This is a genomic window from Croceibacterium atlanticum, from assembly GCF_001008165.2.
Taxonomy (GTDB): domain Bacteria; phylum Pseudomonadota; class Alphaproteobacteria; order Sphingomonadales; family Sphingomonadaceae; genus Croceibacterium_C; species Croceibacterium_C atlanticum.
This window is the reverse complement of sequence record NZ_CP011452.2, coordinates 231,661-247,120: the sequence shown is the minus strand read 5'-3', so window position 1 is coordinate 247,120 and position 15,460 is coordinate 231,661. Positions and strand designations below refer to the sequence as shown.

The 15,460-nt window shown below is 62.2% G+C and carries 14 protein-coding genes; 7 read left to right on the top strand and 7 right to left on the bottom strand.

Annotated features, from left to right (window positions below):
- Nucleotides 1-4: 4 nt before the first annotated feature.
- The 3 genes from WYH_RS01250 to recN all read right to left on the bottom strand — a co-directional run bounded on the left by WYH_RS01250 (nucleotide 5) and on the right by recN (nucleotide 2,564).
- Nucleotides 5-301, bottom strand: a complete 297-nt coding sequence (locus WYH_RS01250) for a putative quinol monooxygenase (RefSeq protein WP_235980253.1) — start codon at nucleotides 299-301, stop codon at nucleotides 5-7.
- Between the two features lie 92 nt (nucleotides 302-393).
- Nucleotides 394-900 carry a hypothetical protein gene (locus tag WYH_RS01245; RefSeq protein ID WP_046902382.1) on the bottom strand — a complete coding sequence of 169 codons (507 nt, stop codon included), beginning with the start codon at nucleotides 898-900 and terminating at the stop codon, nucleotides 394-396.
- Complete coding sequence (recN, locus tag WYH_RS01240; RefSeq protein ID WP_046902381.1) at nucleotides 900-2,564, bottom strand: DNA repair protein RecN; 1,665 nt, start codon at nucleotides 2,562-2,564, stop codon at nucleotides 900-902. The genes WYH_RS01245 and recN overlap by 1 nt, the downstream gene beginning before the upstream one ends.
- A 227-nt stretch (nucleotides 2,565-2,791) precedes the next feature.
- On the opposite strand from recN, the gene WYH_RS16375 reads away from it, so the two are divergent.
- A protein-coding gene (locus WYH_RS16375; RefSeq protein WP_244877932.1) for an IS5 family transposase occupies nucleotides 2,792-3,564 on the top strand; the annotation gives its coding sequence in 2 pieces (ribosomal slippage) (nucleotides 2,792-3,110 and nucleotides 3,110-3,564; 774 coding nt in all).
- A gap of 2 nt (nucleotides 3,565-3,566) precedes the next feature.
- Nucleotides 3,567-3,860 (top strand): PilZ domain-containing protein, encoded by a 294-nt coding sequence (locus tag WYH_RS01225; protein ID WP_046902378.1) that lies wholly within the window; start codon nucleotides 3,567-3,569, stop codon nucleotides 3,858-3,860.
- Between the two features lie 41 nt (nucleotides 3,861-3,901).
- Here WYH_RS01225 and WYH_RS01220 read toward each other — a convergent pair whose 3' ends face one another.
- Nucleotides 3,902-4,705 carry an outer membrane protein assembly factor BamD gene (locus WYH_RS01220; protein WP_046902377.1) on the bottom strand — a complete coding sequence of 268 codons (804 nt, stop codon included), beginning with the start codon at nucleotides 4,703-4,705 and terminating at the stop codon, nucleotides 3,902-3,904.
- Between the two features lie 82 nt (nucleotides 4,706-4,787).
- A complete protein-coding gene (locus WYH_RS01215; protein WP_046902376.1) occupies nucleotides 4,788-5,696 on the bottom strand; it encodes a CmcJ/NvfI family oxidoreductase in 909 nt (302 codons plus the stop codon).
- 101 nt (nucleotides 5,697-5,797) lie between these two features.
- On the opposite strand from WYH_RS01215, the gene WYH_RS01210 reads away from it, so the two are divergent.
- From WYH_RS01210 to WYH_RS01195, 5 genes are all read left to right on the top strand, one after another.
- Nucleotides 5,798-6,385, top strand: a complete 588-nt coding sequence (locus WYH_RS01210; protein WP_046902375.1) for a TetR family transcriptional regulator — start codon at nucleotides 5,798-5,800, stop codon at nucleotides 6,383-6,385.
- Between the two features lie 46 nt (nucleotides 6,386-6,431).
- A complete protein-coding gene (locus WYH_RS01205) occupies nucleotides 6,432-7,454 on the top strand; it encodes a methyltransferase (protein ID WP_053833322.1) in 1,023 nt (340 codons plus the stop codon).
- Nucleotides 7,455-7,540: 86 nt separating this feature from the next.
- Entirely contained in the window at nucleotides 7,541-7,714 is a 174-nt protein-coding gene (locus tag WYH_RS16370; protein WP_082347716.1) for a Flp family type IVb pilin, read from the top strand.
- Nucleotides 7,715-7,787: 73 nt separating this feature from the next.
- Entirely contained in the window at nucleotides 7,788-9,995 is a 2,208-nt protein-coding gene (locus WYH_RS01200) for a spermidine synthase (protein ID WP_046902374.1), read from the top strand.
- Nucleotides 9,996-10,071: 76 nt separating this feature from the next.
- On the top strand, nucleotides 10,072-11,175 hold the full coding sequence (locus tag WYH_RS01195) for an acyltransferase family protein (RefSeq protein WP_046902373.1): 1,104 nt from the start codon (nucleotides 10,072-10,074) through the stop codon (nucleotides 11,173-11,175).
- A 97-nt stretch (nucleotides 11,176-11,272) separates the two neighbouring features.
- Here WYH_RS01195 and lepA read toward each other — a convergent pair whose 3' ends face one another.
- Both lepA and WYH_RS01185 read right to left on the bottom strand, forming a co-directional pair.
- The gene (gene lepA / locus WYH_RS01190) at nucleotides 11,273-13,090 is read right to left on the bottom strand and encodes a translation elongation factor 4 (RefSeq protein ID WP_046902372.1); all 1,818 of its coding nucleotides are present in this window, start codon (nucleotides 13,088-13,090) and stop codon (nucleotides 11,273-11,275) included.
- Between the two features lie 45 nt (nucleotides 13,091-13,135).
- Entirely contained in the window at nucleotides 13,136-15,379 is a 2,244-nt protein-coding gene (locus WYH_RS01185; RefSeq protein WP_244877941.1) for an EAL domain-containing protein, read from the bottom strand.
- Between the last annotated feature and the right edge of the window lie 81 nt (nucleotides 15,380-15,460).

Below are 15,460 nucleotides of genomic sequence, written 5' to 3'. Positions count from 1 at the left end.
TGCCTTAACCGGAATAGCCCACGGGCCGCATTTCCGCGCGGGTGCCGAAGCCTGCCAGGATCGGGCGGGCCGCCGCAATCGCATCCTGCACGGCGGGCAGTTTCAGGCTGTTTTCGTGATCGGTCCGGGTCTTCCACACTTCCGTCACCCAGATCGCGTCGGGATCATCCAGATCCTCCGCCACCAGATAGAGCAGATTTCCCGGCATATCCCCCGTTCCCGCCTGCAAGAGCGCGATGAGTTCCTGCCGCTTGCCCGGCACGGCACGCATCTGCCCGACCAGTCCAAACATCTCCTCCATCGGCGGATTTCCTTTCAAGGCATGGTTGCAGCCGCCAAGGGCCGATAGCAGGCCCGCCGCAGCCAGCCCGCCAAACTCTCTTCGCGAAGCCGTCATTCTCCGGGCAGCCGCTCGCTACGCGCAAATTGCCAAGCATCGCCGGCATAAAGCATCGAATATTGCACTGCCGGGCGGCAGGCGCCGGGGCCGCGAATATTGACGGAGCCGGAACAATTCCGCGGATCGTCGCAGGCGAATTGATAGATATCGATCACCGTGGCCCTGTCGCCGGTGATGCTGTCGGCATATTGCTGCCCATCCCACTGGCACCGGCCGGCCGGTGCAAGGCGCGGGAAGCGCAGCAGCAATGCTTCTTCCTGATCCGCCGTCAGGCCGGACCCGGCCTCCCCGCCATCACGCAAAATGGCGCAGGTCGTCGGCGCATCATCACCGGCAAGTGCGAAATAATCGCCGATCACATGTTCGAACAGCGCCAGCAGAGGCTGCTGCGGATCATTTGCGAAAGGCGCGGGAGGGGGAACATCGCCATCCGCCCCATCGGGCGCGGCAGTGGTGCAACCGGCAAGCAGCATGGCGGCAAGAAGCGCAATGCCGCGCATCACACGCCCTCCAGCAGGCGATCGGCCTGGGCGCGGGCTTCGCTGGTGATTTCCGCGCCGGAAAGCATACGGGCGATTTCTTCCTGCCGCCCTTCCGCGTTCAGCAGGACAACAGAGGTGCGCGTCACCGTTCCCTCGCTCGACTTGGCGATCATGTAATGCTGGCTGCCCCGCGCGGCCACTTGCGGGCTGTGGGTCACGGCCAGCAATTGCCCCTGCCCGGCCAGCCGCGCCAGTCTTTCGCCGATGGCGCTTGCCACCGCGCCGCCGACGCCGCGATCGATCTCGTCGAAAATCACCGTCGCCGCGCCGCCCTGTTCGGCAAGGGCGACTTTCAGGGCGAGGATGAAACGGCTGAGTTCGCCGCCGCTGGCGATCTTGGCCAGAGGCGCAAAATCGGCGCCGGGATTGGTGGCGATCAGGAATTCCACCGAATCCATGCCCGATGCGCCCCAGCGCTCTTCCGGCAATTCGGTAACGGAAGTGCGGAACCGCGCGGCATCCAGCTTCAGCGGGGCCAGTTCCTCCGCCACCGCCGCGTCCAGCTTCGCCGCCGCGGCCACACGCAGATCATGCAGCGCAGCGGCCGCTTCGTGGTAAGCCCTGCCGGCTTCGGCAGCCGCCTTTTCCAGCGATCCGATTTCGGCATCGCCAGCCTCGATCGCGTCCAGCCGTTCACGCAATTGCCGCATCTTCTGCGGCAGATCATCCACCGCGCAATCATGCTTGCGGGCAAGCGCGCGCAGTTCGAACAAGCGCGTTTCGATCCGGTCCAGCTCCACCGGGTCATGCTGCAACGCCTCTGCCGCCTGTTCCAGCTTGTCTTCCGCTTCCCCCGCTTCGATCACGGCCCGGTCCAGCGCGGCAAGCGCTTCCCCCAGAAGCGGATGTTCCGGCGCGATACGGTCCAGCCGCCGCGCGGCCGTGCGCAAGGATGCCAGCGCGGAATCCGACCCGTCCCATATCTGGCGGAGCTGTTCGAGATCGCCCGAAAGCTTTTCCCCCTTCTGCATGTCGGCCCGGGCGAGAGCGAGGCGTTCCTCCTCCCCTTCCTGCGGTTCCATGGCCGAAAGTTCCGACAGATGGGCCAGCAGGAGATCCTGATCGGCACGCGCCTGTTCGATCTCACCACGCGCTGCGGCCAGCCTTTCCTCCGCGCCGCGCCAAGCCTGCCAGGCAAGTTCCACCTTCGCCAGATCAGCCCCGGCATAACGATCCAGCAGGGCCCGGTGCCCGCGCGGATTGACCAGTCCGCGATCGTCATGCTGGCCATGCAGTTCCACCAGCGCGGGCGCGATCTGCCGCAGCAGGCCGGCACTGGCCGGTTGATCGTTGATGAATGCCCTGGAACCGCCATCGGCCTTAACCCGGCGGCGCACGATCAGCGGCTCCCCCGGTTCGATGTCGAGCTCCGCTTCGTTCAACGCTTCACGGATCGAGGCCGGCAGCCGGTCGAATTCAAAAGTAGCGGCCACGCTTGCCTGGTCTTCCCCGGCGCGGACCAGCGCGGTTTCTGCACGGTTGCCCAGCACCAGGCCCAGCGCGTCCAGCAGGATGGACTTGCCCGCGCCCGTTTCACCCGTAAGCACGCCCAGACCCGGCGCAAAGGCGAGATCGAGCGCCTCTATGAGGACGATATTCCTGATCGCGAGCGAGGTCAGCATGGCTGTGTGCCAGCATTACGGCCAGCCCGCGCAAACCGCAACGGCGCATGGCAAAGCTTCGGCAAGTTCCTCCACTTTCAGGCGGTTACGTAAAATTTACCAAAGCTGCCGATAGTCAGTGCCAAAGGGCTGATGGGGAATTGGAATCGTGAGCCTAGGTGGTAAACTCATAAACTGGCTTGCGAGATGTAGATTGGATTGATTCAAGGCATTTGAAGGAGCCTTGGATGAGCCGTCGCAGATTTGAGCTTACGGATTTCGAGTGGTCGGTGATCGAGCCGTTGTTGCCGAACAAGGTGCGCGGTGTTCCGCGTGTTGATGATCGTCGGGTGATCAATGGGATATTGTGGCGGTTTCGCACAGGCAGCCCCTGGGCGGATATCCCGGAGCGCTATGGGCCATACACGACGTGCTACAACCGTTTCGTGCGTTGGCGCAAAGCTGGCGTATGGGACCGGCTTCTGTCCTCCGTCAGCGCCGCTTTCGATGGCGAACTGGTCATGATCGACAGTTCCTCGATCCGGGTCCACCAGCATGGTGCGACCCTAAAAAGGGGGCCCCCAATCGCTGCATGGGACGTTCCCGGGGCGGCCTGACTACCAAGATCCATGCGCTGGTTGATGGCCGGGGTTTACCGGTCGGCCTGCATCTGTCGGAAGGACAAGCCAGCGATTGCCGCGAGGCTGTAGCGCTGCTTGATGTCGTACCACCCGGCAGCACTTTCCTGGCTGACAAGGCCTATGACAGCGATGCTATCCGCGCACGGATCGAAAGCAACGGCGGCTTCGCCAACATCCCGGCAAAGCGTAATCGACGAAAGGGCTTCGCCTTCAGCGCCTTCCTCTACCGCTATCGCAACCTGATCGAGCGCTTCTTCGGAAAACTCAAACACGCCAGAGGCTTGGCGACACGCTACGACAAACGCGCCGATAACTTCCTCGCTGCCATTAAGCTCTTCTCAGCACGGTTATGGATCGCAACTAATGAGTCTACGGCCTAGTGATGAACCGAGCCGGCAGGCGTTTTGCCGTAAAGCGGACCGTTGGCCTGTGCCCCCGCGATGGCGGCCGGCCAGCCAGTGGGCTGATGATCGAATTGTCTTCCTATGGCTGCCGGCTGAGCAAGCTGGGCAACCGCGATTTCGCGCAGGGAGACGAGGTGACGGTCAATGTGACGGACGAAACCGAACTGACCGGCTTCATCCGCTGGACGCATGACGGGCTGGCCGGGGTCGGCTTCAAACGCGCCCTGCCCGCCGCCGAACTTTCCCAACTGCTGGAAGTAAGCCGCAGCTAGAAAGAAGGGCCGGACATCGCGCCCCGGCCCCGCATTCAGCCTCAGTCGGCGCGGGCCAGTTCTTCCGGCGCATATTCGCCGATCAGCTCATACGCTTTTTCATACCATTCGCTGCCCGGGTAATTGGCACCCAGCACGGCAGCATAACGGCGCGCTTCCTGCGGAATGCCCAGCGCAAGGCTGGTTTCCGTCAGGCGATAGAGCGCTTCCGGCGTGTGGCTGGTGGTCTGGTAATCTTCGATCACGTTCTGGAAACGGATCTGTGCCGCAGTCCATTTGCCGGTATCTTCGTAGAAACGGCCGATTTCCATTTCCTTGCCGGCCAGGTGATCATTCACCAGGTCGATCTTCAGCCGGGCATCGGCGGCATATTTGCTGTTCGGATAACGGCGTTGCACCTCTGTCAGCGCGGTCAGCGCCTGCTGGGTGATCTTCTGGTCACGATCGACATCGCTGATCTGTTCATAATAGCACAGGCCGATCAGGTAATAGGCATAGGGCGCATTCTGGTTGCCCGGATGGATCGACAGGAAACGCTGCGCCGACTGGATCGCCTGGTTGTAATCCCGGCGCACATAATAGGAGAAAGCGCTCATCAACTGGGCGCGGCGGGCCCAGGGCGAATAGGGATGCTGGCGTTCCACTTCGTCGAACAGGGCCGCGGCAATTTTCGCGTCGCCCCGGTCTAGCCGGTCCTTGGCCGCCGTGTAGAGCGATTCCACGTCGCGCGCGACATAGGCCGTTTCGGTTCCGCCACCGCCGGATGAGGCGCAGCCGGCAAGGATGGTGGCACCGGCCGCAAGAGCGGCGATCGCGGCAATCCGGAAGGAAGGTCTGACGGTCATGGCGCGGCTATAGCCAGCAGCATCGTGAACGCCAAGTGAAGTCCGCCCTGCATCTGCCGACAATCCTCAGCCCCGTTCGCCTTCATTCGAAGAAGGCGACGGAGCGCACCTCGATACTGGCGCGCGTATGGGCATCGGGGAAGCTGGGATCGATGAATGCGGTGTGCGGGCAACGCCAGGTCCGCGAATGATCGCTGTCATGGAACTTGAACAGCAGCACGTCATCGGCCTGCATGTTCGAGAAATACCACCAGCGATGCTCCGGGCTGAAGCTGGGTATGGTGGCCGCCATCATCTCTTCTTCGCCCTCCACCGGGGCGGTCAGGGCATCGCCCTTGGGGAATTCGTCCACTACGAACAACGTATTGCTCTTTTCCTCCCCCGAATGGCTGGTGCGCCCGTCACATACGGCCAGCGGCACGTCCTGCGGCGGCGGGGAGAATGTGCGCCAGTACGAACTGATCAAGAAGCGCTTGTAGCCCGGCCCATCGGGAAATTCCTTCTTGTAGGTCATTTCCGCCATGCGCTGCGCCGTGGGCGTGTTGATATCGATATGCGCTTCGCCCGCCGGGGGCTGAATACCGCCGGTATGCTGGTAGTTTTCGGATTTCTGCCGCGCACGTTCGGTCAGATCGGCGCTGGTGCGGATCATCCAGCCACGGGCAACCACCTTGTCCGCCCCGGTGAGACGGCGGACATGGTCTTCCACTTCCCGTTCATACAGCCGGTCCACCATCTCCTTGTCATGGAAATCCGTGATCGCGGTGGGATTCTTCGCAATCATGAAGCCATGCGTGTCGAGCTGGAAATGATCGCGGATCGGCATACCGTCGCGCACGATCACCCGGTGATCGGAATATGTGCCGGTATTGATTTCCTCGCCCTGGCTTACATATCGCCGCGTCACGAAATCGCCCGGGTCGACATAACGGATCGTGGCCTGCACCTTGCGGGCGGTTTCTTCGATATCGTCGGCTGCCGCAGTGGCCATATTTGCTCTCCCGGATTTTGCTGAGATATTGTTTGCTCGCAAATTTCCTTAATCGGCGGTTTTGTGCAAGTGTATAAATCCAGCAAACGGCGGATCGACTTGTGAGCCAGACGACACGCGTAAAACTCCTCTCCGCCGCCGAAAAGGTCCTGCTGCGCGAAGGCGTGAACATGCTGACCGTGCGGCATATCGGGGAAGTGTCGGGCCTCAATCCCACGCTCATCACTTATCATTTCGGATCGGTGGCCCGGCTGCTGGCCGAATTGTGCGAACTGAACATGGGCGCAATGCGCGAAGGCTGGCGCGCGCTGGAAGACCGGACGGCCACCGATGCGATGACTGTGGATGAAGTGCTGCGCCTGTGGCTTGCGCCGCTGCTTGCCCCTGCCTCTTCGGAACGGAGCGGGCGGGCGCTGGTCGTGCTGGACGAAATCGCCTCCCACGGGGACGAACAGCTGCGCGCGAATATCAACAACGCCATGCGCGATGTCGCAATTCTCGTGCGCGAAATTCTCGCGCCCAAATTGCCGCATCTGGACGAGGCGGAGCTCGGCCGAAGGCTGCGCTTCATTGCCGGGGCCGCTCTCGGCCCGCCGCCACGCGGGCGGATAGACGGCGCCTGGGCCCCCTCTGCGGAAGAGGCGCTGAACAGCATCTGCCGCTTCGCCGCCCAGGCCCTTGCTGCCTAGGTCACGGATCATACAAGAACAGACAATAACAAGATGGGAGAATGCGATGGGACCTTTGCCGCCGAGCCAGGACGACCGGACGATCTGGGACATCTGGGAATCTCAATTTCGCCTGCCCGTCGCCACCGTGGCCGACGAACTGGGAATATTGCACCGCCTGTCCGACAAGGCATTGACCACGGCAGAACTCGCCGGCGAGCTTGAACTGCACGAACACTCACTGTCGATCCTGCTGGCCGCGCTGGCATCGTCTGACCTGGTGGAAAAGCGTGGCGGGAAATGGTCCGCAATGCCCGCCGCCCGCACCTGGCTCCACCCGGAAGCCGAAGGTTATTGGGGCGGTTTCCTGTTCCGTTTCCGCGAAAGCAATCCGCTGCATGGCCAATTGCTCAACGCCATGAAGACAGGCCTGCGCCCCGAAGACATGACCAGCGGCGCGGTCGAATGGGAACGCGGCGACATGAGCGCGGAAGCGGCGGAACGGATCGGCGCCTTCATGCATGCCCATAGCCAGGCCCCCGCCCGCGGCGCGGCGGTGCAGCGCGTGTTCAGCGAAATCGGCACTCTGATGGATGTCGGCTGCGGATCGGGCGTTTACGGGATAGAGATCGCCAGGGCGAACCCGGCACTGAAAGTCACCCTGCTCGATCTGGATGCCATGGCCGATGAAGCGGGCAAATATGTCACCCGTGCGGGGCTGACCGGTCGCGTTTCCACCCATGGCTGCAACATGTTCGAGGATGAATGGCCGACCGGGCATGACGCCCATTTCTTCTCCAACGTTTTCCATGACTGGTCGGAAGAAACCAATCGCCTGCTCGCGGCGAAGAGTTTTGCCGCCCTGCCCAGCGGGGGCCGGATCTTCCTGAACGAGATCCTGATGGATGACGAAGGCACCGGCCCATGGCAAGCGGCGGCCTTCAGCGTGATGATGCTGCTGGGCACGCTGGGCAAGCAATACAGCCTGCCCGAATATCGCGCGATCCTGGAAAGCGCGGGCTTCACCGATGTGCAGGCCGTGCGCACCGGCGGCGGTTATTATTCGCTGGTCAGCGCCCGCAAGCCCTGAATCCGTTCGGGAACGCAGCCGCTTTACCTCCCGGCAATGTTTCGCGCATTATCCTGCGCGGGGCATGGCTGCGGAGGGAAGCGGCAATGTGGGCAAGAATGCTGGCCGATCAGGATGGCGCAACCGCCATCGAATATGGCCTGATCCTGGCGCTGATCGCGATGGCTTCGATCATCGCCTTCCAGACGCTTGGCCTCGATCTGACCGATATTTTCACCACGATTTCGGATACGCTGGCCGGGGCCAATGACCGCGCCTGACCGCAGACCCGCCGCGGAATAGCTCAACAGGAAATTACCCGCGCCCCTTGGCTTGCGTGGTCCGCACTGCATTATGGCCGCCATGCCGAACAGCCAGTTGGCCACATCGCGCCGCGCTTTATTCGTTCTCACCATACTGACCGGCAGTTTTCTCCTGTTCCTGGTCCAGCCGATGGTCGCGCGGTTTGCCCTGCCGGTGCTGGGCGGCGCGCCGAATGTCTGGAACAGTGCCATGCTGGTGTTCCAGACCCTGCTGCTGGGCGGATATCTCTATGCCCACCTGCTGACGCGTTTTTCGCTGCGCAAACAGGCCGGCATCCATCTGGCGCTGCTGTTGCTGGCCGCGCTGACCCTGCCGATCGCACTGGCGGAACTGCCGCCGCCACGGCCGGGGCTGGAAGCGATCTGGGTGCCGGCCCTGTTCCTGGCGACGATCGGGCCGATCTTCCTGTTGCTGTCCGCCCAGGCATCGCTGATGCAGCGCTGGTTCGCCGCCTCGCCCGCTGCCGATAATCCCTACGCTCTCTATGCCGCGTCCAATATCGGCAGTTTTGCCGGGCTGCTGGCATATCCCTTCCTGCTGGAACTGACACTGCCGCTTGGTGCGCAGAGCATGGTCTGGAGCGCGCTCTACGCCCTGCTGATCCTGTTCGTCGCGCTGGCAGCGCTCGCCCGTTGGAACTCTCCCGAAACAGCCGCGAACGCCGGGACAGAGGGCGGTCTGGGCGGTCTGGGCGACTGGCCGCCTGCACGCCGCCTGATCCTGTGGCTGGCCCTGTCGGCCGTTCCTTCCGGCCTGATCCTCTCAACCACGACATTGCTGACCACCGACATCATGGCAGCGCCGCTGCTGTGGATCCTGCCGCTGGGCGTTTACCTCCTCAGCTTCGCTTTCGCCTTTTCCGAAGAAAGCGAGCTGGCACAGGTGCTGATCCGTTTCGCCCCGGTATCGCTGCTTTTCATCAGCAGCCTGGCCATGGCGACCGGAGGACAATCCAATGTCGCCGCCGCTTTTGCCATGGTCGGCCTGCTCTTCGTGCTGTCCGTGGCGTTGCATTCCCGGCTTTACGATCTGCGGCCCGCGGTCAATCAGCTGACGCTGTTCTATCTCGTGCTTGCCGCCGGTGGAGCGCTGGGCGGATTATTCGCGGCCCTGATCGCCCCGCTGATTTTCGACTGGATCTATGAACATGCGATCCTGCTGCTCGCCGCTGCGATGCTGTTGCGCCAGCAGGCCTTCATCCCGCCTCTGGCCCGCTATTGGCAGGAAGGCGGCCCTGCCCGCCACCTGATCGCCTCGGCTCTGGTAATCTGCGCAGGCCTGATCGCCTGGCGGCTGGACGGTATCAGCCCCGATGCCAGCGTGGAACGGCTCCTCCATATCTGCGCCATGGCTGCGCTGGGCATCGCGCTGATCGGATTGCGCTGGGCCTATATCGCCGTGATCTGCCTGATCATGCTCGGCAACACCGGGCTGACGACACTGGAATCGAGCCTGCAGGGCAAGCGCGCGCGCAGCTATTTCGGCGCCTATAGCGTGGATGATGTCAATGGCGGGACCATGCGGCGGCTGGCGCAGGGTACAACCATTCACGGCCGCCAGTGGCTGCTGCCCGAAAGGCGGCGCGAACCGACGAGCTATTACGGCCATTCCTCGGGCGTGGGTATTGCGCTGGACCATGCGGCAGCGGATGCGCGGATCGGCGTGGTCGGCCTCGGCGCGGGAACGCTCGCCTGCTATCGCAAGCCGGGCCAGGACTGGACATTCTACGAAATCGACGCGCTCGTTCTACGCTATTCGCGGGACGGGACATTTACCTTCCTGCGGGATTGCGCGCCCGGTGCCCGGATATTGATCGGCGATGCCCGGCTGAAACTGGAACAACAGGCGCCCGGCCGGCTGGATATTCTGGCGCTGGACGCCTTCTCTTCCGATTCCATCCCGATCCACCTGCTGACCCGCGAAGCTTTCGGGATCTATGGCCGGGCCCTGTCGTCAGACGGGTTGTTGCTGGTCCATATTTCCAACCGCTATTTCGACCTGCGCCCCATGATTGCCGCGCTGGCCGGTGAAGGCGGCTGGCACGCGGCCCAGCGCATGGATGTGGACGATCTGGCAGAAGGAACCACGGCGTCACTCTGGATCGCCCTGTCGCGCGATGAAGAAACGCTCGCCGCATTGCGCGTCGCCAGCAGCTATGAATGGAAAACCCTACCCCGCCCCGCGCCCCGCGCATGGACGGACGACAATTCATCGATCCTGCCGCTGATCCGATGGTAATGGCAGAACGATATTATTCCTAAGACAAAGAATTCTCTATGAATATTAGAAGCACCGTGCCTTTATAGAAAACAGGATGAAGGGGAATCCTGCAGATTCGGAAAAAATCCGTTTCCTGTGGCTGGATGCGGCCCGCGGTTTCGCGGCACTGGCGGGCATGCTCTATCATTTTCGCGATTACCTTGGCGTCGAAGACGTGTTTCGCTTCGGCTATGTAGCGGTAGACCTGTTCTTCATGATGAGCGGGTTCGTGCTCGCCCATGCCTATGGCGACAAATTGCAGCAAGGCATGTCGATCGGGCGCTTCCTGCTGGTGCGGCTGGTGCGGCTCTATCCCGGCTACGTGCTCTCGCTCTTGATCGGTGCCGCTTATTACGCCGCCAAGATCGCGCTGCGCACGGATGACGCGCCGCCGCTGGCAGATATGGGCGCGATCATGGCGCAGAACCTGTTCTTCATCCCCAATTCAATAGATGGCGTAACGCCTGCCGGAACATTCCCCTTCTCCCCCGCATCCTGGTCGCTGGCGATGGAAATGATCGCCAGCATCGCATTCGGCATGGTCATCTGGCATTTGCGGCAGAAAGTACTGGTGCTGTTGGCGCTGCTGGCGGGCATGATATTCTTCATGTTCGCGCTTCGCTTCGGCTCGATCGATATCGGCTTCGACCTTCCCCATTTCGGTGCCGGGCTGTTTCGTTGCATGTTCGAATTTACCGTGGGCGTGCTGCTATATCGCGGGGCCGCCCGCTGGCGGGCGCGCAGCGTCTGGCTCACGCCGTTGCTGATGCTGTGCGCCGTGGTGCCGATGTTCGTTCTTGCCCCTTCCCCCTGGGCTTCGGCCGTGCTGGTCGTGGTCGTTTTCCCGCTCTTCATCATCCTCCAGCCGCAGCGGGAACCGCAGGGAGCAATCGCCCTTGCCTGTGTGGAGCTGGGGCGGATTTCCTATCCGCTATACCTGCTGCACACCCCGCTATTCCTGTGGGCTGCGGGGGTGCACAAGATGCTTCTGGGCACGGATCCGGCGACTGTCGTTCCCTGGTTCGGCGTGGGGCTGAGCCTGTTCGTGATCGGCTTCAGCTGGTTATCCGCCAGGTTCTTTGACGAGCCGGTGCGCAAGCTCCTGCGCGCGTGGATCGGGCGCCAGTCCGCAGTGCAGGCACGCTGGTCCTATGGCTGAGCGGCCTTGCCCGGCCGCATCGCCGGCAATCGGGAAAGACGGCAAATCCCCGCGGCGCCACAGCCTCCGGCTCCGCGGATGAGCGAGTTTGCCGGGACTATTCCTCGCCCATCCTCAGCGCGGCGATGAAGGCCTCCTGCGGGATCGACACATTGCCATATTCCCGCATCTTCGCCTTCCCCTTCTTCTGCTTTTCCAGCAGCTTCTTCTTGCGGGTAATGTCACCGCCATAGCATTTGGCGGTCACGTCCTTGCGCAGGGCGCTGATGGTTTCACGGGCGATGACCTTGCCGCCGATCGCGGCCTGGATCGGGATCTTGAACAGGTGGCGCGGGATCAGTTCCTTCAAACGTTCGCACATATGCCGGCCGCGATCTTCGGCCACGCTGCGATGGACGATCATGCTCAGCGCATCCACCGGATCGCCGTTCACCAGAATGCTCATCTTCACGAGATCGCCTTCGCGCAGGCCGATCTGTTCGTAATCGAAGCTGGCATAGCCGCGGCTGATGCTCTTCAACCGGTCATAGAAATCGAACACCACTTCGTTCAGCGGCAGCTCGTAGCTGACCTGGGCACGGCCGCCGACATAGGTCAGGTCGGTCTGGATACCGCGCCGGTCCTGGCACAGTTTCAGGATCGAGCCGAGATATTCGTCCGGCGTGTAGATCGTGGCCTTGATCCACGGTTCCTCGATCGATTCGATACGGCTGGGATCCGGATAGTCCGCCGGATTGTGCAGCAGGATTTCCTGCGCGTCTTCCGTCTTCGTATGGCCCAGCTGGATGCGATAGACCACGCTGGGGGCCGTGGTGATCAGGTCCAGATCATATTCGCGGGTCAGCCGTTCCTGGATGATTTCCAGATGCAGCAGGCCCAGGAAACCGCAGCGGAAACCGAAGCCGAGCGCGGCGCTGGTCTCCATCTCGTAGCTGAAGCTGGCATCGTTCAGACGCAGCTTGCCGATGCTTTCACGCAATTTCTCGAAATCGGCGGCGTCAACGGGGAACAAGCCGCAGAAGACGACCGGCTGCGGTTCGCGATAGCCGGGCAACGCCTCTGTCGCGCCGTTCTTTACCGTGGTGATCGTGTCACCGACACGGGCCTGCTCCACCTCCTTGATCTGGGCGGTGATGAAGCCGATCTCGCCGGGGCCGATTTCCGACAATTGTTCGATCTTCGGGCGCATGCAGCCCACCCGGTCCACAAGATGCTGCGTCCCGCCCTGCATGAACCTGATCTGGTCACCCTTCTTCAGCGCACCGTCGAGCACGCGGACGAGGATGACCACACCGAGATAGGGATCGTACCAGCTATCCACCAGCATGGCCTTCAGCGGCTTGTCGCGCGATCCGCTGGGCGGCGGAATCTTGGTGACGATGGCTTCCAGCACGTCTTCTATGCCGATGCCGGACTTGGCGCTGGTCAGCACCGCTTCGCTGGCATCCAGGCCAATGACTTCCTCGATCTCCAGCTTGACCTTGTCGGGATCGGCGGCGGGCAGATCTATCTTGTTGATGACGGGCACGATTTCATGATCATGCTCGATCGATTGATAGACATTGGCCAGGGTCTGCGCCTCCACGCCCTGGGCCGCGTCCACCACCAGCAGAGCGCCTTCACAGGCCGCCAGGCTGCGCGATACCTCATAGGCGAAGTCCACATGGCCGGGCGTGTCCATGAGGTTCAGCTCATAGGTCTTGCCGTCCTTCGCCGTGTAATCCAGCCGCACGGTCTGGGCCTTGATGGTGATGCCACGCTCGCGCTCGATATCCATGTTATCAAGGACTTGCTCCTTGAGTTCACGCTCGCTCAAACCGCCGGTGATCTGGATCAAACGGTCGGCCAGCGTGGACTTGCCATGGTCGATATGGGCGATAATGCTGAAGTTACGGATCAACGAGAGGTCGGTCATCCGCCGCCTCTAGCGCCACTCGCGCCCGCTGTCAGCAGGCTGTGATCATGCAGCGCGCCCGGATGCAGCGGAAAGGTCCACCTGCATGAAGCGCGGCCTCCCTGCGGGCTGGCCATTCTGGCCATTGCCGATCAGCGGATAATCGCCCGGCGGCAGCGACCGCAACGGCATCCCGGCCGCGGCGAGCGCGTAAGGAGAGATGCGATAACGGGTGCAGAGCCCGTCGGACCCGTTGCTGATCAGCGGCGTTTCGAATTCCAGCCCCTGCGTCGCATCCTGCGATCTCCGCACGGTGGCGACAACCAGTTGCCCTTCCCCCAGATCGAGAACCAGCTCGGTGCCGACCGGCACATCCAGCAGGCCGTCAATCCGTGCGCCGGTGCGGGAAAGATTGCGCAACACCGCTTCGTAACGGTGATTTTCGTGGATTACGCCAATCCGGCGATAGACCGTGCGCCGTTCCGCCCGGTGCATGGGCGGGCCGCTGGGTTCGAAGCGGAGATCGCCCGAACCGACCTTGTCCAGCACATCGGCCTGCGGCATCGCGCGGGAATAGACGAAACCCTGGATATTGGTTGCCCCCCGGTCGCAGACAAGTTCCAGCTCGTCCATCGCCTCCACCCCTTCGGCGGTGGTTTCCATGCCGAGAGCATTGGCCAGGCTGACGATCGCCGCGATGATCGCAGCATTGGGGCTGCCCGTTTCCGTACATTCGCGCACGAAGCTGGGATGGATCTTGATACAGTCGAACGGCGTCTTGCGCAGATAGGAAAGCGATGAATTACCGGTGCCGAATTCATCCAGAGCGAGCCGAACGCCGAGCTTCTTCAACTGGCTGAAAATCCGGTCGACCAGTTCGACATCGCCCATGAAGACGCTCTCGGCGATCTCCAGCTCCAGCCGTTCCGGCATGAGACCCGTGGCACCAAGCGACTTGGCGACGATCGAGGCAAGCTCTTCTGAATTGAACTGCTGTTCGGACACATTGATCGAAACGCGCAAGCTGCCCGGCCAATGCGCCGCATCTTCGCAGGCCTGCCTTATGGCCCATGCCCCGATGGGAGAGGCCAGGCCGCTATCTTCCGCAACAGGCAGGAACTGCGCAGGGCTGACATAGCCGCGTTCCGGATGGTTCCAGCGAATCTGCGCTTCGAATCCGCTGAGCATATGGTCGGCTGCCCGGACGACCGGCTGATAATGCAGTTCCAGCTCGCCCCGCGCCAGGGCGCCGCGCAGATCCTCTTCGATCTCCCGCCGTTCCTGCGCCGAATCCTTCAGATCGTTGGAATAGAAACGGTACCGTCCGCGTCCGCCATCCTTGGAAGCATAGAGCGCAAGGTCCGCCGCCTTGGTCAGATCGTCCGGTTCAAGGCCATCATAGGGGGCAATCGCGATCCCCACCGAGGTGCCGATTATTGCCCGGCTATCTTCGATGGAATAAGGCTGCGAGATCATCTGGATGATCCTGTGCGCCAATTCCCCCAGACGGCCCCGATCATCGATGTCAGGCAGAATGATCTGGAATTCGTCCCCACCAAGGCGGCCGATTTCCGCATTTTCCGTAATCACGCGGCGCAGGCGCTGCGCCACCTGTTTCAGCAGATCATCGCCCGCAGGGTGGCCGAGCGTGTCATTAACCTGCTTGAAGCGGTCCAGATCCAGCATCAGCATGGCGCAACTGCGCTTGCTTGCGCGGCAACTGGCCAGGATCGTCGCCAGCCGTCTGCTCATCCGGTGGCGGTTGGCGAGCCCGGTCAGCGCATCGAACTGCGCCAGGCGCGATGCGTCCCGCCGCTGCTGGAACAGTTCGGAAATATCCTTTGCACTGCCCCTGTAGCCAAGGAATTCGCGGTTTTCGCCAAAATGCGGCCGGCCCGTCAGCGACCACCAGACCGGCCCCTGCCCGGTTTCCAGTCTGACGGTGATATCGGCAAATTTCTGGTGCGCGGTGAGCAGAAAATTGAGCGATCTTTCAGGCCCGTTTTCCTCGTCCTCGCCAACGGTTTCCATGATCTGGCCGAGGGGCTGGCCGAATATCCGCACATCTTCCCCGAGATGCCGCGCAGCCGATGCGGAAAGATAGGTCAGGTGGTTTTCAGCATTGGTTGCCCAGAACCACGCAATGCCCTCTTCCTCGATCGCGTCGAGCATTTGCAGGCGCTCGTCGCCGGACAGGGAGGATGGGTTCCCGCCCTTGTCATGAGCCGCGGCCGCTTGCGCAATCGCGGCGGCAGAGGATCTCGCTCCGCTCAGATTCCGCAATACGCTGCGCATCGCCATCGCGGACATTTCCTCTCTTGGTCATTGAAAAGGGTTAATTCAGCAACGCCTTATAGGTTCATTGCACTTACCAAATGGCTAAGCCCGCGC